Source organism: Mesorhizobium sp. CA10 (assembly GCF_020165285.1).
In the GTDB taxonomy this organism is placed as follows: domain Bacteria; phylum Pseudomonadota; class Alphaproteobacteria; order Rhizobiales; family Rhizobiaceae; genus Mesorhizobium.
The window spans coordinates 216890-240349 of sequence record NZ_JAIUHV010000001.1 but is presented as its reverse complement, the minus strand read 5'-3'; the positions used below and the strand labels follow the sequence as shown (position 1 = coordinate 240349).

Sequence of the window (23460 nt, the reverse complement as noted above, 5' to 3'; positions counted from 1 at the left end):
ACGCAACATAAGCTGCCCTTTGAGGATTTTGCCATGGTGCATTACGCGGACGGAAAACCCCTTGGCGATCTGACCTTGCGCACGCTCGCCATGCCGTCCGACGCCAATGCGGCCGGCGACATCTTCGGCGGCTGGGTGATGGCGCAGATGGACCTTGCCTGCGGAATCCGCGCCGCCGAGCGCGCCAAGGGCCGCGTGGTCACCGCCGCGGTCAAGGAGATGTCCTTCGCCAAGCCGATGAAGATCGGCGACACGCTCTGCATCTACACCCATGTCGAGCGCGTCGGCCGTACCTCGATGGTGCTCAAGGTCGAAGCCTGGGCGCAGCGCTACCTTTCCGACTTGATGGAGAAGGTCACCCATGCCGATTTCGTCATGGTGGCGCTCGACGGCGAAGGCAAGCCGAAGCCGGTTCCGGCCGAGAGCTGACGCTCCGGCGGGATTACTGATTCTCCCCAGACTTGCCGCTCTGTAACAACGCCGGCGTGGGAGATTTGCTTCGCGACATCCAATGGTTGCCTTCACGCCCCACCTTGTGGGCGCGGGGGGAAAGACAATGCGTCAACATATGCTGAACGGCTGGCTCGTGGCAGCCCTTGTTGCTCTGGTCTGCCTGCTCGGCGTAACGGCCTACATGGAATTCAGCAAAGGTCTTCCACACCTCGCCTGCATGCGGGACCGGACGGCGGTCGGCAAGATGGCCGCGCAATTCAAGAGCTGCTCGACGGCGTGCTGCGACAGCACTGCCCCAAGCGTCTGATCGGTGGCGGCTAAAGACGGGTCTCCTTGGCGAAGCGGCTGCCCGGCGACGCCGCCAGCGGAACCGCGAAGGCTCCGATCAAAATCGAAAGCGCGATGCAACCGGCGCTGAGGCCCATGGTTTCATCGGCAGGCTAAAAACCCTTGCATTGCAAGGGCTTCAGGCCTGTAGGCCGTCAAATTTCGCGCGTGCTTCGCGGACCCGATTGGTGTTCTTGCGCGCCCATTCGCCGAGCGCGCCGACCGGCACGAGGAGCTCGTGACCGAGTTGGGTGAGCTCGTAATCGACACGTGGCGGAATGGTCGGAAACACCTTGCGCGTGACGAAGCCGTCGCGCTCCAAACCGCGCAAGGTGGTGGTCAGCATCTTCTGCGAAATTCCGCCGACAGCGGCGCGCAATTCGTTGAAGCGCATTGGTCCGCCGCCGAGCTTGCCGACGACGAGCACCGTCCATTTGTCGCCGACCCGTTGCAGGATTTCCGAAACGGCCCGGCAGTCCTCGGTGTTGTGCGGGTGCCTCAGTAACAAAGAAGTGCCTCCTTGCGCGTCGATTTGTCAGTATCACATATAGCGCCGGTATCCAAACGATACCAGAAATTCCCGCAAGGAGAGCCCCTTATGTCCAAGCCCAAAATCGCCATTGTCGTCGGTTCGACGCGCGCCGCCCGCTTCGCCGACGTGCCGACGCAGTGGATCGCCAAGATCGCCAAGTCGCACGCCGATATCGATGTCGAGATCGTCGATCTGCGCGACTGGCCGCTGCCTTTCTTCGACGAGGTCGCTTCCTCCGCCTGGGCGCCGTCGCAGAACGAAGTGGCGCAGCGCTGGCAGAAGAAGGTCGCCGAGTTCGACGGCTTCATCTTCACCGCCGCCGAATACAATCACGCCCCGACCGCTGTGCTGAAGAACGCCATCGATTACGCCGCCAATGAGTGGAACAAGAAGCCGGCCGGCTTTGTCGGCTATGGCAGCGTCGGCGGCTCGCGCGCGATCGAGCACCTTCGGCTGATCGCCGTCGAGCTGCAGATGGCGCCGGTCAAGTCGGCGGTGCACATCGCCTGGGGCGATTTCCTTGCGGTTCGCCAGGGCGAGAAGAAGCTCGAGGATCTCGAGCACCTGAACCAGTCGGCCGCCGCGCTGGTCAATGACGTCGCCTGGTGGGCAAGGGTGCTGAAAGCGGCCCGCGCCGCCGACGCGATCGCCGGCGAAGCCCAGGCCGCCTGAGCGGTCGATCGACACTGTCCTCCCAATGAGAAAGGGGCGGCGCCAGCGCTGCCCCTTTCCATTTGCGGAGCTGTCTGTCTTGCCTGGATCCCAGGCTGATCCCTTTGCCGCCGCGCTGTTGACCGCTCGGAACGGCGCGTTAGATGCAGGCCCGTATCCACCGAAGACGAAGACAGCACAGTCGTGGAGGAGCGGAATGCCTTGGCTTGGCAGATGGCGCAATCAGTATGGGTCTGTCCTCGACATCACCGGCGAGGAGGGCGGCCGGATTGAAGGCACGTTTCGCACGGCGCTCGAAGACAGCAGCTTCCATGGACAGACCGTGCCGATATCCGGCATCGCGCATGGCGACGTGATTGGAGTAACGGCCGCCGGCGAGGGTACGGCCGGCCCCGCCGCCGTGAGCTACACTGGCATTTTGCGGGACGGCAAGCTGGAGACGATGTGGCTGACAGTGGCCGGCAGCACCATCACCGGCAAGGAGGGCGAAACCGCTTCCCGCAAGCAGGTAGGAGCCTGGCGCGCCTTCGGCATCAGCCTCGACACCTTTGTCCGGGAATAGCCAAGCTAACTGGCCTCGAGTCGTCAGGAAGCGGCGCAGGCCGTTGCTGCTCGGCGCCGCTCTGATCACGATCGCTGCCGCCGGATGGGAAAGCTCCAGCGGTGGCAGGCCAACCGTTTCTTGAACCGAAAATACAAAACGTCCGGAGGCGGGCGAAGCCGCTACGTTCTCCCAGGAAGAACGAAGCGCCGGTCATTGTAACAGGCGAGATATCCCGAATGCACGGGATCTGCGAGAAGCCGGGATTTCATATAGACCTGCGCTACGGGCGACGGTCCCTCGAGAGCCTCAACCTCGATCGGCGCAAACTGCCGGGCGCGCCCACGGATACGATGGCATGGAGGCGCGAGAGGGTGCGATCATCGACCTCGTAGAGTTCGCCGGCGACCTGGAACCCGACACCCGGTTCGTTGAACATCATCGGAGCGAAGCGAGGTCCAGCAATCAGCATTGGAAACCGCTCACGCGTCCGACAATTGCCAAGAAACGCGGCCCCGTTCAAACCCCTGCTCGTGCAGGGGAAACCCTCTTTTCAAGGTGCCAAAGACGAAGACGTTCGTGACCATTCAGGTGAACGTCGGCCAAAGCCGGAAGTTCATCCTAGGTCGTGAACTCATAAATGTGGTATGACCGAGATGAGTGGGAAGCAGAGTAAAGGGTTGGCTTAGCCCTCCACGCCCCATTTTAGTTGGCTGGCATCGACGACGTCTGATCCCATGTGCTCAACAAAATAGCCTCGTATCCTCTGGCGATGCCGATCCCATCTGGGAGACATTCGCTCACTCTCATTCTCATATTCAGCTAGAAATACCCATTCCACGAATTGATCCGCTGTAACATCGCCGGATTGAGGAATAAAATCGGTGACATGCATGAACTTGTCGCCGTGCCTTCCTCCACAATAGCCATGACCAACACAGACCGCGTGCATGAGCGAGTCGAATCTATTCTTTGCTTTCATGGAACATGCGCGATGATGAAGCGGGATGCCTGCGCGCGCCGCGGCAACATATCCTTCTTTGGCGTAGGTTCGCAATAGGTCGTTTCCGACCGAGACTTTCATATCGCGGCTGAATCTGATTCAGGCTCAGCATGAGCCCATATGACCTGCCAAGCAGTTCCGCCGTATTGTCACCCGATACGACGAGCTGGCTGTCTCGCCGCCCTCAAACTCGTCTCAATCCGCATCTGGCTACGCAGCAATGAGTCTACGTCTAGCAGGCCGTGCGGCGCGCAAGGTAGACGTGTTCGCCGACGAAGCCCAGGCGGCCTGAGTGGCTTTTCGAATATCCTCCTAAGGACGTGGGGCGGCGTTTGCGCCGCACCGGCAAGGCCGTGTTAGTGCCTTGACGGCAGAACAAATTCCCAGAGGCCGATCGTGAGACTTGTCTGCCTTGCGCCGTGGACGAGAGAAGGTCCCGGGTTGATGTTCATGAGTAATGGTCAGAGCCGGCCCTCCATGAGCAGCTCGCGGGTGCGCTTCAGTGTGGACAGCAGGGCAGCCTTGTAGCCCTGGTCGCCGTCGAACTGCGCCTGCTCGGCCTGCTCCTCGGGGCCGTTCGGCTCTTTGCCGCGCAGGCCGAGATAGCAGTAGAAGCGCAGATGGAGCGTGCCGTCGGCGCCCTCGAACAGTTCGTTGACGATCGCGCCCTCGCGCGGCCCGGCGGCCTGGAAGAATGTGACTTTGCTCTGCGGTTCAAGCGTGATGATCTCGCGCAGATCTGCACCCGCAATGGTCGCTTCGCGCACGAAATACGTCGCGCTTTCCTCCACGACATCGCAGCGGGTGCAGAGGCCTGGCGGCAGGAATTCGCGGGCGTCGCGAGCCTTGAGCTCCAGGCCAGCCCAGGCTTGTGCACGGGTCAGCCTGGTCGCGCCTTCCGGGTTCACCGGGACGGTGGCGGTTGAGTAGATCATAATTGTATCCTTAGGATTGATGTTGGGGTGGCAGGCTGTCTCCGGCGTCAGGCCGAGGCAGCGATTTCTGCGGCGAAGTCGCGATAGGTGCGCATCGGCCGACCCAGCAGCTTGGTCAGGCGGTCGACGTCGCCAGCATCGGGAATCATGCCCTCGCTGATGAAGCGCTCGCCCATCAGGCGCATGTCGAGCGCCATCCAACTCGGCATGAACTGCCGCAGGTTCTGTTCGAAGCCTGCCAGATCTTCGCCGGGGTAGGCGATCTGGCGACCCAGGACCTCTGTCCAGACGCCGGCGACATCCGTGCCGGTCAGCGTGTCGGGACCGACGAGGTTGATCCGGTCGAGCGGGAGGGCAATTTCGGCCTGCTCGCGGCGAAGCAACTCGATTGCCGCGACCTCGGCGATGTCGCGCGCATCGACCATTGCCAAGCCTTTGCTGCCGATCGGCATCGGATAGACGCCATAGCTGAGGATCACGTCCTTGATCATGAGCTCGTTGTTCATGAAATAGGCCGGACGAAGGATGGTGGCGTTGAGGCCCATCTGCTCTATCATCCGCTCGACCGCGAGCTTGCCGGCGAAGTGCGGCACGTTCACGTAAAGCTCGCCGTGGATCACCGACAGGTAGACGATGCGCTCGATGCCTGCCTCGCGGGCCAAGTTGAGGGCGATCAGCGCCTGGGTGAATTCATCGGGCACCACGGCGTTAAGCAGGAACAAAGTGGAGACGCCCGAGAAGGCGCTGCGCAGGGAATCGGCGTCGAGCAGGTCGCCCTGCACCACGGCGACGCCCGCCGGGAAGTTCGCCTTGGAAGGATCGCGGACAAGCGCACGGACATCGGCGCCGCGCTTGACGAGCTGGTTGACGACTTGGCTGCCGACATTGCCGGTCGCGCCGGTAACGAGAATGGTCATGGGGTTCACTCCGGGTTTGGGTCAAAAGACATCCCGTAAATGAGTGATCCACATTCGAACCGATAGGCGCTATATCTGGACACATCGTCTCAATGGTGGAACAGATGGACCTTCTCGCCCTCGCTGATTTCAATCTGGTTGCCCGGCATGGAGGGTTCGGAAAGGCGGCGCGCGCCGCGGGGCGCCCGAAGGCGACCCTGTCTCGCCGAGTCGCGGAACTGGAGGCCGCCCTCGACTTGCGTCTGTTCGAGCGCGGGGCGCGTGCGCTGAAGCTCACCGAGGAAGGACGGGCGCTCTTCGAGCGGACGGGAGCGTTGCTGACCGAATTGGACGAAACCGCGACGGCGATCGCTTCGGGCGGACGCACGCCGCGGGGCAGGCTGCGGATCAGCGCGCCGCTGCTCTTCTCCCAAACTGCGATGGGGAAGCTGGCCGCCGGGTTCGCGCTGAAATATCCGGAAGTCCGGCTCGAGGTCACGACGGAAGACCGGACCGTCGATATGATCGAGGAGGGATACGATCTGGTGATCCGGGTCGATCCCGAGCCCGATGAAAGTCTTGTCGGACGGGTGTTCCTGCGCGACCGGCTGGTCGTGGTCGCGAGTCCGGACCTCGCCAGACCGACTGACGATCTCGCCGTCCCGGCCGTCGTGCGGGAGTCCGGCGAGCGCGTTGCAGCCTGGGACATCGCGACGCCGACCGGACGATCGCGCATCGCGATTGAGCCGGTCCTTCGCCTTTCGTCGCTCCTAATGTTCCGCGATGCCGTCCGGGCGGGCGTCGGCGCCGGACGTTTGCCGATCTCGCTTGTAAGTCATGATCTGGCTGCTGGAACGCTGGTGCATTGGGGCGATGTGGACGGCCCGGACATTGCCCTATGGACGCTCTATCCGTCGCGACGCTTGCTCAGCGTCCGCGTATCGGCGTTCCTCGACTATTTGAAGCAGGCCTTTCCCAAGGGAACCCCTGACGAATTGGCGGCCTATATCGGCGGATGAGACGGAATGATCGAAACGCTATCTGCGCCTTCTCTATGAGGCGACCCTGTATGGTCGGGAGCGGCAGCTTGTGGCGGTTTGCCGGAAAGCAGATTGGCCGTTCAAAGCTGACGGCGAGTTGATCACCACATAAATTTCGCCTCAGCGCGCCACGGGGCGATGGCCGTCTGGCAGGCGGGTGGCGATCAGCTTGTCGATGCGGCGGCCGTCGAGGTCGACCACCTCGAAACGCCAGCCTTGCGCGTCGACGCATTCGCCGGTGGTCGGCAGATGATGCAGATGCGACAGCACATAGCCGGCGACGGTCTCGTAGTCGCGGTTTTCGGGCAGGTCGATGCCAAGCACCTCGGCCATCTCGTCGGCCTGCATATAGCCGGCGAGCAGCCACGAGCCGTCGTCGCGCTTGACGGCGTTCTCTTCCTCGCCGGCCTCGAGATCGGAGCGGAACACGCCGGTGATGGCTTCGAGGATGTCGGCCGGCGTGACGATGCCTTCGAAATGGCCGTATTCGTCATGAACGAGCGCCATCGGCACGTCCGATTCCCTCAGCTTCTGCAGGACGTCGAGCGCGTCGGCCTGATCATGCACGATGGGGGCGGCGCGCACATGCTGGCGCGGATCCAGCACCCTGCCGGCGAGAAGGGCGGCCAGCACGTCGCGCGTCTGGATGACGCCGACCATGGCGTCGACATTGCCGTCGCCGACGGGCAGGCGCGAGTGCTGGGTATCCATCAGAAGTTTTTTGACCGTGGTCTCGTCGGACTGCAGGTTCAGCCAGTCGACCTCGGTGCGCGGCGTCATGACGGCGCGCACGGCGCGGTCGCCGAGACGCATGACGCCTGCGATCATGCGGCGCTCGTCGGATTCGATGGTGCCGTGATGCTCGGCCTCGGCGACCAGCATCTTGATCTCCTCGTCGGTGACCTTCTCTTCGGTCTCGCCGGCCTGCCCAAGCAGCCAAAGCACCGCGCGGCCCGAGAGGTCGAGCAGGAAGACCAGCGGCGCCGAGAAGGTGGCGAGGATGGTCATTGCCGGCGCGGCTCTGACCGCGACGCGCTCCGGATCCTTGAGCGCGATCTGCTTCGGCACCAGCTCGCCGACGATGAGCGAGGCATAGGTGATCAAAGCGACCACGATGCCGACGCCGACAGGATCGGCGATGTTTTCGCGGATGCCGGTCGACGCCAGATATTGCGCCAGCCTTTCGCCGAGCGTGGCGCCCGAAAAGGCGCCGGAGAGAACGCCGACCAGGGTGATGCCGATCTGCACCGAGGACAGGAACTTGCCGGGGTTCGAGCCGAGCGCCAGCGCGCGGCCCGCGCCCCTGACGTTGCGGTCGATCATCGCCTTGAGGCGGGCGGGCCGCGACGAGACGATGGCTAGCTCCGACATCGACAAGAGGCCGTTCACCAGAATGAGGACGGCCACGACGGCGATTTCAACATATAGCATGGGCGGTCAATAGCATTGCTGCAGTGCGTTCGAAAATAGCCCGCGGGTATTTTTGGAACATGACAGGCGCGCAGTTCAGGCGGCATCCCAAAGCGGCGCCGAAAAATGCCCGACAAGCGCGTCGACCACGAAGCGCACCTTCGGCGTCAGCGCGCGCGTGACGGTGCGCCGTCACTGCTGCGTCTTCAGAACGCCGATAAGGGCCATGCCGTCGGTGAAATAGGGGTCGCCGCCGCCATTGCGTCCGGCCTTGGTGGCGCCGATCCCGGGTATCTCGCTGGTGGAGGCCAGCAGGTCGGCGGCCTTCAGATCGCCGATCAGGAAGTCGCGCTCCGCGTCGATGTCGGGGCCGATATGGTGGGTGACGGCGCCGGTATCGTGGCTGAGGCCGACGCCGCGATCGAAGCTCGCGGCGCCCAGCCAGAGCGGGCGGCCGTCGCCCACCGTGTCCGTCTGCCAGAAGCGGACGTGGTGGCGCCGGTCGGCGCTGTCGCCGACCGGCTTCTCGAAGGCCAGGTCCTGGGCTCGGCCCTCGAACAGAAGGCGGCTCATCGGCGCATCGGGGTAGGGGCGGGAAAACAAGACGCTTTCGCCGATGTCGATCGCGGTCCGCAGCGTCACGGCATCGGCCGTGTCCCAGCCGGCGACGGCGAAGGCGTGGACAACTTCCTTCTCGGTGCCGATCAGGCCGACATTGATCGGATCGCCGGGAATGCCCTGCGGCGTATGCGTCACCATCTCGAAGGGCCGGGTGCGGAAGCCGCGCTCCCGCCAGGTCCAGAATTCCGGCGCGGCGAGATAGGCGAGCGCCAGATAGAAGGCGCAAACCGCCGCCAGCCAGATCGCCGCGCGCCGCCTCAGGCTTCGTTCACCCACGACCGACCGCTCCCAAATCCTTTCGCGACCATTTTATGCGGCGTTGGCCGTTTTGGGCAGGCAGCCTCAGCGGCAGGCGCGGTAACCGCTTTTGCGGTTCTTGATGTCGAAATGGAAATGGTTGCGGTGGTCGTAATTGTAGCCTGGGCCGAGCACCGTGGTGAAATACTCGCAGCCGTCGGCGCGCACATTGTTGAGGAAGCCGCGCGTGCGGAAGGCGAACAGGCCGGGCTTGCGGACGTCGATGTCGTCGCCATTGTTGAGCTCGATGCTCATGACGTCGAGGGCATTGCCCTTGCCGTGCTCGGAGAGAACGCCTTCGCCGGCGATGTTACGGCAGGAATAGCTAGAACCTTGGTGGATCGCCCTCACGCCGGAGAAATAGCGCCAGCGGGCAGCCGGCTGCAGCTCGTTCTTCGTCCAGGCGGCAAAGGTGGCGGCCATGTTGCAGGTCAGCGTCGCCGCCGGCTTCATGGCGACGCTGCCGATCGCCGAGACCTTCACTGGATAGTCGATGCCGCACTGGCCTTCATGGATCGGCTGAATGTCCTGATAGACCACGCCCATCCGCTTCAACTCGTTGCGGCAGTCGATCTCGCTGGCCGGCATCTGCACGGTCGGCGACATCGGCTCATCCATGCGCGGATAGGCGGCCTGGGTCATGTAAGGGTTGGACGGAACAAGGCGTTGCATGCCGGAATATAGCGGCGCGTCGGGCTGCGGCACGGCTGCCGTCTGGCTGCCGACATCGACTGCCGGCTGCAGCGCAAAGACGTCACCGGTCGTACAGGCCGATATCGCCGCGATGGCGACGCCCGCGGCCAGCCCGACGAGCATGATGCGCGCACGCTTGGTCCGTTGCGCCGCCGCCAGCATGGCGCCAAGTCTTCGAGCCATCGAAAGGCGTCCTTGTCCCCAAGATCTGATCCCTGTTGGGATCATGATCCAAATGACACAAGGTTAACCCTCAACAGTAAAGGAAAGATCAGCGCCGGCATTCATGCCTGGGGCGGAATTGCGGCGCTGAACTTGCCCGGACGTGACCGAAACTTTCGAAATCGTGCTTACTGGCAAAAGGTGCCGCCCTGGCGGCGCGGTTCCAGGTCGAAGTGGAAATGCAGCGCGTGGTCGGGGTCGGACCCTGGTCCGAGCACCGTCTTGAACGGCCCGCAGGCGGCCTTGCGCACCGCGTCGAGGAATTTTGCGTCCTTCTCCGGCGGCGCCGGCCCGACCTCGATCTTCCTGCCATCCGACAAGGTGAAGCTGGCGATGTCGAGCGCGTTGCCGAAGGCGTGTTCGGACAGTTTGCGGGTGCCGTTGCGCGGGCGGCAGACAAAGGCCGAGCCCTGGTCGATCGACTTCAAATCGGCGCCGAGCTCGGCCTTTGCCGTGGGCTGGACGATTTCGGCCATGAAGCGCGCCGCCGCTTCGGCCATCTGGCAGTTGAGCTCGGTGCCGGGACTGATGCCGATGGACTTGCCGAGCGTTTTCAGAATTATCGGATAGGGGATCGAGCAGCCGATTTCCGCATCGTGCTCGGCCTTGTGCTCCTCGAACTCGACGCCCAGAGCCTTCAGCCGCTCGCGGCACGCGGTTTCTTCCGCCGGCATCGTTTCGGCCGGCATGTCGGCCGAGCGCGGATCGGGAAGCATCTTTTCCTCGCCCGGCGGTTCGGGTTTCTCCGCTGGCTGCGGCGCGGTTTCCGGCGGCTCAGGCTCCAGTTCGGTGGGCTTCTGCGGGGGCGTCGGCACGACATCCGGCGTCTGCGGCTCGGACTCCATCCGCGGCGCGGATTGAGCGCTCTTCGAACGCGGCGGACGGGCGTCCCATTTTGGATCCGATTTCTGCTGGTTGAGGAAGTCGTCGCTGCCGTCCGCGCGCGGCTTGCCTTGCCCGGACTTCTCAGTGCCGTTCTCCAGATCCTGCGGACGCGACCCTGGAACCGGGGTCGCCGGCGGCGTTTCCGGAGCCGGAGCGGCGCTCTGGCTGGCCGGCGGCAGGTGTCTTTTATGCCGATGATGATGCTTGGCCATGGCCGGCGTAACCAGCAACGCCGCAGCCGCCAAAGGCAGCGCCAATCTGCAAAGTCGTGAAAGGCTCAGCGTTGCCATCGCCCGGAAACGGCGGTCGCGTTGCGAAGTTGCCTGTGTCGGCTGCCTTGCCGATCACAATCGGTTACCGGCGCGTTACGCCCCGATGGCTTCAAGGCCTTCCTCCAGCCAGTCGGCAAGCATCGGCAGCCCGAGCAGATATTTGGCGGCGCGCTTCCTGGGACGCTCCCTGGCGGCGGCCACCGCGTCCGTCCATTCGGATGCCTCATAGTCACCGCGCCCGACCCAGGCGAGCGCGATGAGCTCGGCCGCTTCGTCGATATTGAGATCGTTGATCAACTCGCGCAATTCTTCCCCGGTCAGGTCTTCCGAGGCTTCCTCGACAAGGCCGTCATGATGGTGGCTGTCATGGGTGTCGCCGTCGAACTCGACCTCGTGCTCAGCGCCGTCATCATAGTCCTCGTTAACGGCAGCACTCAGCGCCTTCGCCTTGAGGATGAACAGGCGCACCGTGTCCGGATCGATCGAAAGTTCCCACTCCTTCTCGAGGCGCTGCTGCACGGTCCTTCTCCACGTGATGCGCTTGGTCCGATGATAGCGGAATTAAAGCGCGCGTCACGTCCGCAGCTATCGGCTTCTGTCCGGCCGTTCAAAATAGTTCGGTAGTCGCCCGCATTTCGGGATGAAACCGCGCCAAGGCGGCGTTAATCTGGCATTGTCACACTCACGGAGGCTTCGATGCGCAGACGTTTGCTTGTTCAGGTCATGGCTATTGCGGCGCTGCCGCTGTTCGTTGCGCCGGCTTTTGCGGCTGGTGAAGGCGGCAGCAGCGGTGGCCAGACGACCACCACCTGCAAGAAGGGCGAGGTCTGGGACAAGAAGAAGAACAAATGCGTAAAGCCGCAATATGGCATGCTGGATGACGACAGCATCTACGAGGCCGGTCACGATCTGGCGATGGCCGGACGCTATGACGAAGCGATCTCGGTGCTGACGCTCGCCGCCAACAAGCAGGATCCGCGCATCCTCAATTATCTCGGCTATTCGCATCGCCATTCGGGCCGCGTCACGGTCGGCCTCGGCTATTACGAGGAAGCGCTGCGGATCGACCCGAATTACACGCTGGTGCGCGAATATCTCGGCGAGGCGCATCTGCAGATCGGCGATCTCGCCGGCGCGCAGCAGCAGCTCCAGGAAATCGAAAAGCGGACCGGCAAGGGCTCGCGCGAATACGGCATGCTGTCCGAGCAGATCGATCATTTCCTGAGGAGCTGAACAGGGCTCGAAGCCTCTCGAACCGGCTGCGGGCAATCGCAGCCGGTTTTTTATTGCTCGCCGTCAGCCCGGACCCGCGAAAGCGGTGATCATTTTGCCGAACTTCAATTTTTGGGCGTGAAAATCGCGCAAAGATCGCTATATTCAGGGAAATTGTGGTGAGACGGTTCCGTTAGCCCGAGGCTGCCGGACCGTTTTCTTTTTGTACCTATTGACAAGGTCCCTCCCGAAAACGGGGGTGGCGGCAGAAAGGTCAGGCTATGATCAAGGTCCCGATGACAGGCGAGGGGTTCGCGTCATTGAAGGAAGAACTTCGCTGGCGCCAGCAGGAGGAGCGTCCTCGCATCATCGAGGCGATTTCCGAAGCGCGCTCGCATGGCGACCTGTCCGAAAATGCCGAGTATCACGCGGCGAAAGAGTCGCAGAGCCTCAATGAAGGCCGCATCAACGAGCTCGAGGATCTGATCGCGCGCGCCGAGGTCATCGACGTCTCCAAGCTCAGCGGCGACAAGGTCAAGTTCGGCGCGACCGTCGTGCTCGTCGACGAGGATACCGAGGAAAAGAAGACCTATCAGATCGTCGGCGACCAGGAAGCGGACGTGAAGTCGGGCCGCATCTCGATTTCATCGCCGATCGCCCGTGCGCTGATCGGCAAGGAAGTCGGCGACGCCATCGAGGTCAATGCTCCGGGCGGCGCCCGAGGGTACGAGATCGTCCAGGTGCAGTTTATCTGAGGACCTTTTGATAATTCTACTCTGGCGGCGACTAGCGTAGTTTTCTGCGCTTCCGGTGCTCACGTACTTTAAGTACGCTCCGCTCCGGTTCTCGAAAACTACGCCATTCGACTCGCCAGAGCGAATTCTGAAAAGGTCCTCACGCTGGCGCCTTTGAACTGAGCGCCAGCAGCCGTTCCGCTTCCGCTATCACTTCAGCCGGCGTCACTCTGCCGCCGGCTGGCGCAAGCAAGGTCGATGCGAAAGGCCCGCGCGGGCCGGTGAGACCTGGCTCCGTCGCCAGGAAAATGGCGACCGTCGGCCGGCCGAAGGCGCTGGCGAGGTGGGTGAGGCCGGTATCGGCGCCGATGACCAGTGTCGAACGGCCGAGGATCGCGGCAATATCCGCGAGCGGCGATTTCGAAACCAGCACCGTCCTTGGTACGGCCGCGGCAATGGCTTCCGCCACTTTCCTTTCCGCCTCGTTCGACCAGGTGGCAACCGGCGTGAATTGCCGGTCGGTCAGTCGGCGCGCGGTTTCGATCCAATCCTCGATCGGCCATTTCTTGTCCTCGCGGCTGGTGCCGTGCAGCAGGAAGGCGGCTCTGCCTTCGATGCTAGGGAGATTGCCCGCCGGCGGCACGATGCCTGAGCGAAGCGTCGACAGGTCGGGCTGATAGCCAAGCGCCAGCCCGAACAGCCGTCTGGTGCGCTCGATGGCGTGCAGGTCGCGCGGCACCGTATATCTGTGCCGATAAAACAGCGTCGCCGACGGCTCGCGGGCGCTCGCCCGATCGAAGCCGGCAATCGGCGCGCCGGCCTGGATCGCGACCAGGGCCGATTTCAATAAGCCCTGCGCATCGATGACCAGATCGTAGCGGGAGGCGCGGAGCGCTCCGCGCAGTCCGGTCATCTCGCGCCACGTGGCTCCGTCGAGAAGCCGCTTGCGCCAGCGCCGGACCGCCACCTTGTGAATGGTGCCGATCGCCGGATGCAGAGCCACGATACCGGCAAACTGCTCCTCCACGCACCAATCGAAATCTATATCGGGGCGATTGCGCACCGCGTCCTCGAGCGCGGGAAACGTGTGGATGACATCGCCCATTGACGATGTCTTGACGATCAGCACCTTCATGCCGCTGCCGGAACCTTCAGCAAGCGGTCGGCCGCGGCGGTGACGCGCGCGACGTCGAGCGTGTTCAGGCAGTTGAGATGGCCAAGCGGGCAGACCTTCTTGTGGCAGGGCGAGCAGGACAGATGCAGCCAGATCAGCTCGGAGCGCTCGCTGAGAGGCGGCGTGTTATCCGGTGAGGTCGAACCGTAGACGGCAACGATCGGCGTGCCGACGGCGGCGGCGACATGCATCAGCCCGCTGTCGTTCGAGACCGCAAGCTTCGCCGCGGCGATCAGGTCGATGGCGTCCTCGAGGCGTGTCTTGCCGGCAAGGTCGACGGCGCCCGGCGCAAGGGCTGCAATCTCGCCGGTCACGTCGGCATCGTTCTTCGAGCCGAGCAGCGCGACGCCCAAGCCCTTGGCCATCATGTCTCGGGCCAGCCCGGCATAGCGATCGCTCGGCCAGCGTTTTGCCGGGCCGAATTCGGCGCCGGGCATGAGCGCCACGAATTTCTTCCCGGTCAGCCCGAAGCGCGCCAGCAGATCGGCCTGATTGGCCTTGTCGACGGTAAGACGCGGCGCGCGAAAGGTGCCGCCGCGCGCGAGGCCGAAATAGGCGCGTGCGGTGCGCCGTTTCAGGCTTTCCGGCAGCGGCACGACATCCGTCAGCAGGCCGTAGCGCATCTCGCGCAGATTGCCGACGCGATGTGGGATGCGGGCGAAGAACGGGATCAAGGCCGATTTCCAGCTTCCCGGCAGCACATAGGCCATGTCGTAGCGGCCGCGCAGCAGGCGGCCGAAGCGCCTGCGGCTGCGGAACTCGAGCGCTCCCGGCATCAAAGGAAAGTCGATCTGGCTGCGTATCTCGGGCATGCGCTTGACCAGCGGGGCCGCCCAGGCCGGCGCCAGCACATCGATGGCCGCGTTCGGATGTTTTTCCTTCAGCGCCGCAAACAGGCACTGCGCCATGACCATGTCGCCCACCCAGCGTGGGCCGATCACGAGGATCGTTGGGCCTTCAGCCATTCGACATAGTCCCTGACGCCGGTTTCGACTGTGCGGAATTGGCCATTGTAGCCGGCCCCGCGCAAGCGGGACATATCAGCCTGCGTGAAACTCTGGTAGCTGCCCTTGAGATGGTCGGGGAAGGGGATGAATTCAATCTCGCCCTTGCCCAGCGTGTCGATCACCGTCTCGGCAATCGCCCGGAACGGCTGGGCGCGGCCGGTACCGCAGTTGAAGATGCCGCTCGCGCCGCGTTTCCACAGCCACAGATTGACGTCGGCCACATCGCCGACATGGATGAAATCGCGGCTCTGCTCGCCGGGTCCGAAATCGCCATAGGCACCGAACAGCTTCGGGTTTTCGCCACGTTTGACCTGGTTGAAGAGATGGAAGGCGACCGAGGCCATGGCGCCCTTATGCGCCTCGCGCGGGCCGTAGACGTTGAAATAGCGCAGGCCCACCACTTGCGAATGATCGATATCGAAGACGTTGCGGCGGACGTAGTCGTCGAACAGCTTCTTCGAATAGGCATAGACGTTGAGGGGACGCTCGAACTCGGGCTCCTCGCGAAACTCGCTGCCGCCGCCATAGACCGAAGCCGACGAGGCGTAGAGGAAGGGCACGCGCAGCTTCAGGCAGGCATGCAGCAGCCGTTTCGAATAGGCGTAGTTCACCTCCATCATGAACTTGCCGTTCCACTCGGTGGTGGTCGAGCAGGCGCCTTGATGGAAGACGGCCTCGACGCGGCCGAGTGCGCCGTCCTCGAGTCGGGCGAGAAAATCGTCCTTGTCGAGATAGTCGGCGATGCGAAGGTCGGCAAGGTTGGCGATCTTGTGGCCGTCGGTGAGGTCGTCGACGACGACGATGTCATCATGGCTCTCGGCATTGAGAGCGGCGACGATGTTGGAGCCGATCATGCCGGCGCCGCCCGTGACGATGATCATGCTTTCTTCAGCCTCGCTCCGTTGCCGATTCCGGCCCTTATAGGGGAGGTGGGCTGGGCTGTCGATAAAGCTCGCCAGCCGCGGGTACGACGAACGTAGGGATAGATCGGCGGAAGGGCTTTCGGGATAAGCTGCTTGCGAGCACCGCGGCGAAAGTCCGCCGGTGCGGGTCCTTGCTCGTGGTGCAACAGTGACGTCCGATCTAAAGCCCGGCCTCCGCCATCGTCAAATCCTGCGGGTCGATGACACCCTGACGGTGCCTGCCATGACGCCCGCCTTTGCGGGTTTTGGCGACATGCCACCGGTTTTCGCCACCGCCTTCATGGTCGGCTTCATTGAATGGGCGTGCATCGAGGCCTTGCGCCCGTTCCTTGGCAGCCACGAGAGAACCGTCGGCACCCATGTCGACGTCAGCCATGTCGCCGCCACCCCCGTCGGCATGATGGTCACCGCCGATGTCGAGCTTGTCGCCGTGGAAGGGCGAAAATTGCGCTTCAAGGTGTCATGCACCGACGAGGGCGGACTGATCGGGGAAGGTCTGCATGAGCGCGCGGTGATCGACCATGACAAGTTCATGGCGCGTGTCTTGACCAAATCCGGGCAGACAGGTTCTTTGTCATAGCGAGGCCGCAAAGCTACGGCTCCAGGCCTTCGCCACCTGGCGTAGCGTGAGGGAACAAGATGCCGTCGACCGAACTGCTCATCGCGTTTTTCGCCACCACCGCGATCTTCGCCTACATTCCCGGTCCTGCCATGCTCTACGCCGCTGCGCAGACAATGGCGCGCGGCCGCTGGTCGGGGCTGACGGCGGCTCTCGGCATCCATCTCGGCGGCTATGTGCATGTCTTCGCGGCCGCCGCAGGACTGTCCGTCCTGTTTCACGCGGTGCCGCCGCTCTATCTTGCGGTCAAGCTCGTCGGCGCGCTCTATCTGATCTGGCTCGGCGTGTCTCTCTTCCGCAAGCGCGCGGACGGCGAGACGGAATTGCCCTTGATCGAGCGGAAATCGGCCCGTCGCGCCTTTTTCGAAAGCGTGACCGTCGAGGTGCTCAATCCGAAGACGGCGATCTTCTTCATGGCGTTCCTGCCGCAATTCATCGATGCCTCGGCGGCGTTTCCGGTCTGGCTGCAGTTCGTCGTGCTTGGAACCGTCGTCAACCTGATGTTCTCCTCGGCGGACATCGTTTGCGTTTTCCTTGCCGGCGCGATGATCGCGCGGCTTCGGCGTTCGGGACGCGCGCAGCGGCTGATGCAGCGTGCGGGCGGCGCCGTGCTGGTCGGCCTCGGCGTCCACGTCGCCCTGCAGAGGAGCTGATTGCGCAGCCGGCTTCGGCTGCGGTCCGTACCCGGCCTGGCCGTTGCGCTCGCCCGAATTGCGGTATATCGGCATCGCTTTGAGCGACCCGCGCCACAATTCCGGCGCTGAAACCTAATCAAGTCCGGCCTTCTTCAGGCATACATCGAGTGAGATGATCAAGCACAGTCCGCCTTCTCCGGAACCTTTGCATCGCACCATCGCCCGGTTCGGCGACGTTACCGTGCTGGTCGTGGGCGATTTCATCCTCGACCGCTTCGTCAGCGGCGTGATCGAGCGCATCTCGCCGGAAGCCCCGATCCCGGTGCTGCATGGCAAGGGCGAGGCGTTGAACATCGGCGGCGCCGGCAATGTCGTCTCCAACATCGTTTCGTTGGGCGCGGCCGCCATTCCCGTTTCGGTGATCGGTGCCGACCAGGCCGGCGACAATCTGATGCGCATGCTGGGCGAGATCGGCGTCGATACCGACGGGCTCCTGCAGCGCCAGGACCGCATGACCTCGTCGAAGAGCCGTTTCAGCGCGCTCAACCAGCAGGTGCTGCGGTTTGACGAGGAAGAGATCAAGCCGCTCACCGGGGCCGAGCGGGCGAAGCTCATCGATCATTTCCAGGCGGCGCTTGGCCGCGCCGACATCGTCATCCTCTCCGATTACGGCAAGGGCATCCTGCTCGACGGCGTCGCCGGCGAGCTGATCGCGATCTGCCGAGATGCCGGCAAGCCGGTGCTGGTCGATCCGAAGGGACGCGACTATGCGCGCTATGCCGGCGCCACGGCTGTGACGCCGAACCGCAAGGAGCTTGGCGAGGCGGTCGGGCGCAAGGTCTTCGGCGATGACGAGATCGTGGCGGCGGCGCGCGACCTGATCGCCACGCATGATTTCGAGTTCATCGTCGCCACGCGCAGCGAGAAGGGCATGAGCGTGGTCTCCGCCGAGGACGCCCGCCACATCTCCACCCAGGCGCGCGAAGTCTTCGACGTCTCCGGTGCCGGCGATACAGTCATCGCGAGTTTCGCGCTGTCGCTCGCCGCCGGCGCCGACCGGGTGCATGCCGCGGTCATCGCCAACGCGGCCGGCGGCGTCGTGGTCGGCAAGCGCGGCACGGCGCGGCTCAACGTCGAGGAGCTATCCGGCGCGCTGTTCCGCTCGCACGGGCCGACCGGCCATCAGGACGCCATCCTCGATTTCAATGCGGCGGCCAGGATGGTCGCTGCCTGGAAGGAAGAGGGGCTGACCGTCGGCTTCACCAATGGCTGCTTCGACATCCTGCATGCCGGCCATGTCAGCCTGCTGCATGCCGCGCGCAGCCAGTGCGACCGGCTGGTGCTCGGTCTCAACAGCGACGCCTCGGTGCACCGGCTGAAAGGGCCGGGGCGCCCGGTCAACAACCAGCATGACCGCGCCTGCGTGCTGGCGGCACTTGCCTCTGTCGATGCGGTCGTCGTCTTCGAGGAGGACACGCCGCTGAAGCTGATCGAGGCGCTTCTGCCGGACATTCTGGTCAAGGGCGCGGATTACACGGTCGAGACCGTGGTCGGCGCCGATGTCGTGCAGAAGGCGGGCGGGCGCGTGGTGCTGGTCGATCTCGTCGCCGGCAAGAGCACGACGAACACGATCGGCAAGCTGCGTGCCGCAAACTGAGGATCTCATGTCAGATTTGAACGACTACCTGGTCCGCTCCGCGGCGGCGATATCGGCGATGGTCGAGCGCGACCTCACCGACGAGATGGAACGCGCGGTGAGCACCGTGGTGACGGCGCTGTCGCAAGGCAAGGCGCTGCTGATCTGCGGCAATGGCGGCTCGGCCAGCGATGCCATCCACATCGCGGGCGAGCTGGTCGGCCGCTTCCTGAAGGAGCGCAAGGCCTATAACGTCATCGCGCTGCCGGCCAACGCCGCGGTGCTGACCGCCTGGGGCAATGATTACGGCTTCGACACCGTGTTCTCGCGCCAGGTCGAGGCGCATGGATCGGAAGGCTCGGTGCTGCTCGCCATTTCCACCAGCGGCAATTCGCCAAGCATCCTTGCCGCCGCCGAGCAGGCGCGGGCGATGGGCATGACGGTGATCAGCCTGACCGGCGAGACCGGCGGCAAGCTCAAGCCGCTGACCGATATCCTGCTCAACGTGCCGTCGACCTCGACGCCGATCATCCAACAGGGGCATTTGTGCCTCTATCACCATCTGTGCGAGGCTGTCGAAGCGCGTCTCAGCAATGGCTGAGAGCGAAGGCTTTCCGCTGGCCGAGCTGGGTCTTTGGGTCGAGCGGACCACCGCCAGGAGCTTTCCGGCCGGCCCGCCGGCCCTGTTCCTCGATCGTGACGGCACCATCAATGTCGATACCGGCTATCCAGACGATCCGGCGACCGTGGTGCTGCGCGACGGCATCGCGCCGGTCATCGAGGCCGCGAACGAGCGCGGCATTCCGGTCGTTGTCGTCACCAACCAGTCCGGCATCGCGCGCGGCTATTTCGGCTGGGACGCGTTCGCGCGGGTCAACGGGCGCGTGCTCGAGCTGCTGGCTGAGAAAAATGCCTTCGTCGACATGGTGCTGGCCTGCGCCTATCACGAGGCCGGCAGGGGCGCGTTGGCGGTTGCCGATCATCCGATGCGCAAGCCCAATCCGGGCATGCTGCTGGAGGCGGGGCGCCGCCTCGGCCTCGATCTCAGCCGATCGCTGATCGTCGGCGACAAGCCGGCCGATATGGAAGCCGGCCAGCGCGCCGGCCTTGCGCGTGGCTGGCTGGTGGACGGCGAAGGCTCGACGATAGGCGGGTTTTCGGTTTCGCCGTTGCGCGGCGCCACGGACCTTGAGGGACTGCTTGCCGCGATACGGTTGCTCTGATCGCAGGTTGATTCAAAGCCCAGCGCTAAGCCCTTTGTTTTTGCAGATGATTTTCAGGAAGCCGGCACATCAAGTTGGGAAGGCGACAAGCCCTTCGTCCTTGACGCGCCGGATGGTCAAGGCGGTGCGTACGGTATCCACGTTGGGGGCGGAGGCCAGTTCCTCGATGACGAAGGTCTGGAATGTGCCGAGGTCACTCGCCACGCAATGCAGCAAGAAATCGGATTCGCCCGAAACCATCCAGGCATCGCGCACGATCGGCCAGCCGCGCGTGCGTTCGGCGAAGGTCTTCAGCTCGGCATCGGCCTGATGATGCAGGCCGATCAGGCAGAAGGCGACGACATCCATGCCGAGCGCCGGGGCATTCAGGAGGGCGCGGTAACCGCGGATGATGCCGGCCTCTTCCAGCCGCCTGACACGGCGCAGGCAGGGCGGCGCCGAAATGCCGACCCGGTTGGACAATTCGACATTGGTCATGCGGCCGTCACCCTGCAGCTCGCGGAGGATCTTCCAGTCGATGGCATCGAGATCGGCTTTGAGCGGCATGGACGGCTTTCGCGCAAGAATCTTTCGCGATTTTGTAATTTGGTTTCGCCTGGGAGACCATCCCTTTACGATGATTTTCTCCTTCTTTTGATGCATGCGGTGATGCCAGAGCCGCGCATATCTGCGGACGACATGCATCGGTGAGGGGCGGCGATATGCCCGATATGCGAGGAACGAAGCTTTCCGGGGACGAAAGCCAACTTGCCTTGCTGGTCTCACGGGCAACACTTACATTAGCCGCGACAAACCACGGCTGCGCGCCGCAGGGGACTTTCATGAACACCAAACATGCGCCCGTTCTCATCATCGGTTCCGGCCCGGCCGGCTACACGGCGGCGGTCTATGCCGCGCGCGCCATGCTGAAGCCGATGCTGGTCGCCGGCCTGCAGCAGGGCGGCCAATTGATGATCACCACCGACGTGGAAAACTATCCGGGCTTCGCCGATCCGATCCAGGGTCCGTGGCTGATGGAGCAGATGCTCAAGCAGGCCGAGCATGTCGGCACCGACATCATCAACGACATCATCACCGAGGTCGATCTCAATGTGCGGCCGTTCCGCGCCACAGGCGATTCCGGCACCGTCTACACCGCGGACGCCTTGATCATCGCCACCGGCGCGCAGGCGAAGTGGCTGGGCATCCCGTCGGAGCAGACCTTCATGGGGTTCGGCGTTTCGGCCTGCGCCACCTGCGACGGCTTCTTCTATCGCGGCAAGGACGTCGCGGTGGTGGGCGGCGGCAATTCGGCGGTCGAGGAGGCGCTCTATCTGTCGAACCTCGCCAAGAGCGTCACCGTCATCCACCGGCGCGGCGATTTCCGCGCCGAGCGCATCCTGCGCGAGCGGCTGCTCAAGAGGGACAATGTCCGCGTCATCTGGGACACGGTCGTCGACGAGATCACCGGACGGCCGGGCAAGGCGCCGCTGCCGCCCTCAGTCGAGGGCCTGACGCTGCGCAACGTGGTGACCGGCCAGGAATCGAAGCTGCCGGTCGACGGCGTGTTCGTCGCCATCGGCCATGCGCCGGCGGTCGAGCTCTTCGCGGGCAAGCTGAAGCAGAAGCCGAACGGCTATCTGTGGACGGCGCCCGATTCCACCCGCACCGACGTGCCCGGCGTGTTCGCCGCCGGCGACGTCACCGACGACGTCTACCGCCAGGCGGTGACGGCGGCCGGGCTTGGCTGCATGGCGGCGCTCGAGGCGGAAAAATATCTGGCGGGCATCGAGGTTCACCGCGAAGCGGCGGAATGACAATCGGCTGAAAAGAGCCGTTTAAAAGCCTGATTTTTCATTGAGACGCCAAAGGCAACGCGAGGGGAATCATGGCGCTGGACTGGGACAAGCTACGCGTATTTCACGCAGCGGCGGAGGCTGGGTCGTTCACCCATGCCGCCGAGACGCTGCATCTGTCGCAATCGGCTATTTCGCGGCAGGTCAGCGCGCTGGAGCACGATGTCGGCGTAGCACTGTTCCACCGCCATGCGCGCGGCCTGGTGCTGACCGAGCAGGGCGAGATGCTGTTCCGCACGGCGCATGACGTGCTGATGAAGCTGGAAACCATCAAGACGCGGCTGACCGAAACCAAGGATCGGCCGTCGGGCGTGCTCAGGGTGACGACCACGGTCGGCCTGGGCGCCGGCTGGCTGACCGAGCGCGTGCAGGAATTCATTGAGCTCTATCCCGAGATCAGCCTGCAGCTGATCCTGGCCAATGAGGAGCTCGATCTCACCATGCGCCAGGCCGATTGCGCGATCCGGCTGCGCCAGCCGCAGCAGCCCGACCTTATCCAGCGCCGGCTGTTCACGGTGCATTTCCACCTCTATGCGGCGCCGTCCTACATCGCCAAGTTCGGCAGGCCTGCCTCGATCGCCGAGCTCAGGAACCACCGCATCGTCACTTTCGGCCTGCCGGTGCCCTCGCATCTGTCGGAGCTGAACTGGCTGGAGACGGTCGGCGATTTCGAGGGCGGGCAGCGGGTGCCGACGCTGCAGATCAACGACATCCTGTCGATCAAGCGGGCAGTGCAGGGCGGCGCCGGCATCGCCATGCTGCCGGACTATGTGATCAACAAGGACACGAACCTGGTGCAGCTGCTGCCGGAGACCGAGGTGCCGTCCTTCGACACCTATTTCGCCTATCCCGACGCGATGAAGAACCAGGCGAAGCTGCACGTGTTTCGCGACTTTATCATCGCCAAGGCGCGCAGCTGGTCTTACTGAATATTCAGGTGAGGCCGGCCTGCGAACGCCAGGCTCCTGCGCTTCCGGTACTCACGTACTGAAGTACGCTCCGTTCCGGTTCTCGGAGCCTACCGTTCTCGACTCGGCCTGACCTGAATATCGGCACCCCTCCCGCAAAGGGCGGCTTGGCCGCGCCAGGGTTTCAGGCGCGGCAGCCAGCCAGGCACGGCGCGGCGGTAGACCTCGTATTCTTCGCCGTAGCGGCTGGCGAGCGTCGGCTCTTCATAGAGCTTGACGAAGGAGATCATCGCCGCCGCGGCGATGAGGCCGTAGACCAGCACCGCCCAGCTCGAAAAGATCAGCGCCTGGCCGAGGATGATCGACAACACCGCCACATACATGGGATTGCGTACATGGCGGTAGACGCCGCCTACGACCAGTTTCTCGGTCGGAGCCACGGGAGCGGGCGTGCCCAGGCCCTCGAGGGCAAAGCGGGCGAAGGCATGAAGCAGGATGGCGGCCGCTCCGGTCACAAGAATCGAGCCCACAGCCACGAAGCCCGGCAGGGCCGACAGAGGTTTGCGATAATGGTCGGTCAGCAGCCACGGCGCCAAGCCGGCGACGACGCCCGGCGCTGCGACCAGGAACAGCGCGCTGCCGGCGATTGCTGAAAAAGTTCGCATCATCGGTCTCCTGCCGTAAAAATAAACTCGGCCTGCCGAAATCGACATCATTTCGCCGACTCGCATATTTCTGAGCAAAATCGGCTCGGT

The 23460-nt window shown here is 63.8% G+C and carries 29 protein-coding genes; 14 read left to right on the top strand and 15 right to left on the bottom strand.

The window, feature by feature from the left end; all coding sequences use genetic code 11:
• Positions 1 to 33: 33 nt before the first annotated feature.
• Both LB535_RS01120 and LB535_RS01115 read left to right on the top strand, forming a co-directional pair.
• Complete coding sequence (locus tag LB535_RS01120; RefSeq protein ID WP_042646168.1) at positions 34 to 429, top strand: acyl-CoA thioesterase; 396 nt, start codon at positions 34 to 36, stop codon at positions 427 to 429.
• A gap of 127 nt (positions 430 to 556) precedes the next feature.
• The gene (locus LB535_RS01115; protein WP_224630880.1) at positions 557 to 760 is read left to right on the top strand and encodes a hypothetical protein; all 204 of its coding nucleotides are present in this window, start codon (positions 557 to 559) and stop codon (positions 758 to 760) included.
• Positions 761 to 919: 159 nt separating this feature from the next.
• On the opposite strand, the gene LB535_RS01110 is transcribed toward LB535_RS01115, so the two are convergent.
• Positions 920 to 1288, bottom strand: coding sequence for a winged helix-turn-helix transcriptional regulator (locus tag LB535_RS01110; RefSeq protein ID WP_140629822.1), 369 nt, complete (start codon positions 1286 to 1288; stop codon positions 920 to 922).
• Positions 1289 to 1378: 90 nt separating this feature from the next.
• Between LB535_RS01110 and LB535_RS01105 the strand changes: the two genes are divergently transcribed.
• Entirely contained in the window at positions 1379 to 1984 is a 606-nt protein-coding gene (locus LB535_RS01105) for an NADPH-dependent FMN reductase (RefSeq protein ID WP_095766563.1), read from the top strand.
• A 196-nt stretch (positions 1985 to 2180) separates the two neighbouring features.
• Complete coding sequence (locus tag LB535_RS01100) at positions 2181 to 2546, top strand: avidin/streptavidin family protein (RefSeq protein WP_224630879.1); 366 nt, start codon at positions 2181 to 2183, stop codon at positions 2544 to 2546.
• Between the two features lie 262 nt (positions 2547 to 2808).
• On the opposite strand, the gene LB535_RS28950 is transcribed toward LB535_RS01100, so the two are convergent.
• The 4 genes from LB535_RS28950 to LB535_RS01085 all read right to left on the bottom strand — a co-directional run bounded on the left by LB535_RS28950 (position 2809) and on the right by LB535_RS01085 (position 5380).
• Complete coding sequence (locus tag LB535_RS28950) at positions 2809 to 3048, bottom strand: gamma-glutamylcyclotransferase (RefSeq protein ID WP_318012248.1); 240 nt, start codon at positions 3046 to 3048, stop codon at positions 2809 to 2811.
• A 162-nt stretch (positions 3049 to 3210) separates the two neighbouring features.
• Positions 3211 to 3582 (bottom strand): hypothetical protein, encoded by a 372-nt coding sequence (locus tag LB535_RS01095; RefSeq protein ID WP_224630878.1) that lies wholly within the window; start codon positions 3580 to 3582, stop codon positions 3211 to 3213.
• 407 nt (positions 3583 to 3989) lie between these two features.
• Positions 3990 to 4463: an SRPBCC family protein gene (locus tag LB535_RS01090; RefSeq protein ID WP_224630877.1), complete on the bottom strand. Its 474-nt coding sequence runs from the start codon at positions 4461 to 4463 to the stop codon at positions 3990 to 3992.
• A 47-nt stretch (positions 4464 to 4510) separates the two neighbouring features.
• On the bottom strand, positions 4511 to 5380 hold the full coding sequence (locus tag LB535_RS01085) for an SDR family oxidoreductase (RefSeq protein WP_224630876.1): 870 nt from the start codon (positions 5378 to 5380) through the stop codon (positions 4511 to 4513).
• A gap of 104 nt (positions 5381 to 5484) precedes the next feature.
• On the opposite strand from LB535_RS01085, the gene LB535_RS01080 reads away from it, so the two are divergent.
• On the top strand, positions 5485 to 6378 hold the full coding sequence (locus LB535_RS01080) for a LysR family transcriptional regulator (protein WP_224631176.1): 894 nt from the start codon (positions 5485 to 5487) through the stop codon (positions 6376 to 6378).
• A 141-nt stretch (positions 6379 to 6519) separates the two neighbouring features.
• On the opposite strand, the gene LB535_RS01075 is transcribed toward LB535_RS01080, so the two are convergent.
• The 5 genes from LB535_RS01075 to LB535_RS01055 all read right to left on the bottom strand — a co-directional run bounded on the left by LB535_RS01075 (position 6520) and on the right by LB535_RS01055 (position 11318).
• Positions 6520 to 7830, bottom strand: coding sequence for a hemolysin family protein (locus LB535_RS01075; protein WP_095766567.1), 1311 nt, complete (start codon positions 7828 to 7830; stop codon positions 6520 to 6522).
• Between the two features lie 171 nt (positions 7831 to 8001).
• Positions 8002 to 8706 (bottom strand): LssY C-terminal domain-containing protein, encoded by a 705-nt coding sequence (locus tag LB535_RS01070; protein ID WP_224630875.1) that lies wholly within the window; start codon positions 8704 to 8706, stop codon positions 8002 to 8004.
• A 66-nt stretch (positions 8707 to 8772) separates the two neighbouring features.
• Positions 8773 to 9582: an extensin family protein gene (locus LB535_RS01065; protein ID WP_411969519.1), complete on the bottom strand. Its 810-nt coding sequence runs from the start codon at positions 9580 to 9582 to the stop codon at positions 8773 to 8775.
• 188 nt (positions 9583 to 9770) lie between these two features.
• Positions 9771 to 10817, bottom strand: a complete 1047-nt coding sequence (locus tag LB535_RS01060; protein WP_411969513.1) for an extensin family protein — start codon at positions 10815 to 10817, stop codon at positions 9771 to 9773.
• A gap of 75 nt (positions 10818 to 10892) precedes the next feature.
• A complete protein-coding gene (locus LB535_RS01055; protein WP_224531280.1) occupies positions 10893 to 11318 on the bottom strand; it encodes a DUF3775 domain-containing protein in 426 nt (141 codons plus the stop codon).
• 177 nt (positions 11319 to 11495) lie between these two features.
• Here LB535_RS01055 and LB535_RS01050 point away from each other — a divergent pair, with 177 nt between their 5' ends.
• Positions 11496 to 12032 carry a tetratricopeptide repeat protein gene (locus tag LB535_RS01050; RefSeq protein ID WP_095766572.1) on the top strand — a complete coding sequence of 179 codons (537 nt, stop codon included), beginning with the start codon at positions 11496 to 11498 and terminating at the stop codon, positions 12030 to 12032.
• 260 nt (positions 12033 to 12292) lie between these two features.
• Positions 12293 to 12766: a transcription elongation factor GreA gene (gene greA, locus LB535_RS01045; protein ID WP_095766573.1), complete on the top strand. Its 474-nt coding sequence runs from the start codon at positions 12293 to 12295 to the stop codon at positions 12764 to 12766.
• 139 nt (positions 12767 to 12905) lie between these two features.
• Here greA and waaC read toward each other — a convergent pair whose 3' ends face one another.
• Genes waaC through rfaD form a run of 3 tightly spaced genes read right to left on the bottom strand, consistent with a single transcriptional unit; the run spans position 12906 to position 15807 of the window.
• Complete coding sequence (waaC, locus tag LB535_RS01040; protein WP_224630872.1) at positions 12906 to 13880, bottom strand: lipopolysaccharide heptosyltransferase I; 975 nt, start codon at positions 13878 to 13880, stop codon at positions 12906 to 12908.
• On the bottom strand, positions 13877 to 14884 hold the full coding sequence (waaF, locus tag LB535_RS01035) for a lipopolysaccharide heptosyltransferase II (protein WP_224630871.1): 1008 nt from the start codon (positions 14882 to 14884) through the stop codon (positions 13877 to 13879). The genes waaC and waaF overlap by 4 nt, the downstream gene beginning before the upstream one ends.
• Positions 14857 to 15807 carry an ADP-glyceromanno-heptose 6-epimerase gene (gene rfaD, locus LB535_RS01030; protein ID WP_224630870.1) on the bottom strand — a complete coding sequence of 317 codons (951 nt, stop codon included), beginning with the start codon at positions 15805 to 15807 and terminating at the stop codon, positions 14857 to 14859. Before rfaD ends, waaF begins: the two co-directional genes overlap by 28 nt.
• Before the next feature lie 163 nt (positions 15808 to 15970).
• Between rfaD and LB535_RS01025 the strand changes: the two genes are divergently transcribed.
• The 5 genes from LB535_RS01025 to LB535_RS01005 all read left to right on the top strand — a co-directional run bounded on the left by LB535_RS01025 (position 15971) and on the right by LB535_RS01005 (position 19962).
• Positions 15971 to 16429 carry a thioesterase family protein gene (locus LB535_RS01025; RefSeq protein ID WP_224531290.1) on the top strand — a complete coding sequence of 153 codons (459 nt, stop codon included), beginning with the start codon at positions 15971 to 15973 and terminating at the stop codon, positions 16427 to 16429.
• 59 nt (positions 16430 to 16488) lie between these two features.
• Complete coding sequence (locus LB535_RS01020) at positions 16489 to 17121, top strand: LysE family translocator (RefSeq protein WP_224630869.1); 633 nt, start codon at positions 16489 to 16491, stop codon at positions 17119 to 17121.
• A 154-nt stretch (positions 17122 to 17275) separates the two neighbouring features.
• Positions 17276 to 18760, top strand: a complete 1485-nt coding sequence (gene rfaE1, locus LB535_RS01015; protein ID WP_224630868.1) for a D-glycero-beta-D-manno-heptose-7-phosphate kinase — start codon at positions 17276 to 17278, stop codon at positions 18758 to 18760.
• 7 nt (positions 18761 to 18767) lie between these two features.
• Positions 18768 to 19340, top strand: coding sequence for an SIS domain-containing protein (locus tag LB535_RS01010; protein ID WP_224630867.1), 573 nt, complete (start codon positions 18768 to 18770; stop codon positions 19338 to 19340).
• Positions 19333 to 19962 (top strand): D-glycero-alpha-D-manno-heptose-1,7-bisphosphate 7-phosphatase, encoded by a 630-nt coding sequence (locus LB535_RS01005; protein ID WP_224630866.1) that lies wholly within the window; start codon positions 19333 to 19335, stop codon positions 19960 to 19962. Before LB535_RS01010 ends, LB535_RS01005 begins: the two co-directional genes overlap by 8 nt.
• 69 nt (positions 19963 to 20031) lie before the next feature.
• Here the strand turns inward: LB535_RS01005 and LB535_RS01000 are convergent, their stop codons facing one another.
• Positions 20032 to 20508 carry an Lrp/AsnC family transcriptional regulator gene (locus LB535_RS01000; RefSeq protein ID WP_040989590.1) on the bottom strand — a complete coding sequence of 159 codons (477 nt, stop codon included), beginning with the start codon at positions 20506 to 20508 and terminating at the stop codon, positions 20032 to 20034.
• A gap of 275 nt (positions 20509 to 20783) precedes the next feature.
• On the opposite strand from LB535_RS01000, the gene trxB reads away from it, so the two are divergent.
• Together trxB and LB535_RS00990 are read left to right on the top strand one after the other, a co-directional pair.
• Positions 20784 to 21758 carry a thioredoxin-disulfide reductase gene (gene trxB, locus LB535_RS00995; RefSeq protein WP_095766581.1) on the top strand — a complete coding sequence of 325 codons (975 nt, stop codon included), beginning with the start codon at positions 20784 to 20786 and terminating at the stop codon, positions 21756 to 21758.
• Positions 21759 to 21829: 71 nt separating this feature from the next.
• Positions 21830 to 22726 (top strand): LysR family transcriptional regulator, encoded by an 897-nt coding sequence (locus tag LB535_RS00990; RefSeq protein ID WP_095766582.1) that lies wholly within the window; start codon positions 21830 to 21832, stop codon positions 22724 to 22726.
• 89 nt (positions 22727 to 22815) lie between these two features.
• Here LB535_RS00990 and LB535_RS00985 read toward each other — a convergent pair whose 3' ends face one another.
• Positions 22816 to 23370, bottom strand: a complete 555-nt coding sequence (locus LB535_RS00985; protein WP_224631175.1) for a methyltransferase family protein — start codon at positions 23368 to 23370, stop codon at positions 22816 to 22818.
• Between the last annotated feature and the right edge of the window lie 90 nt (positions 23371 to 23460).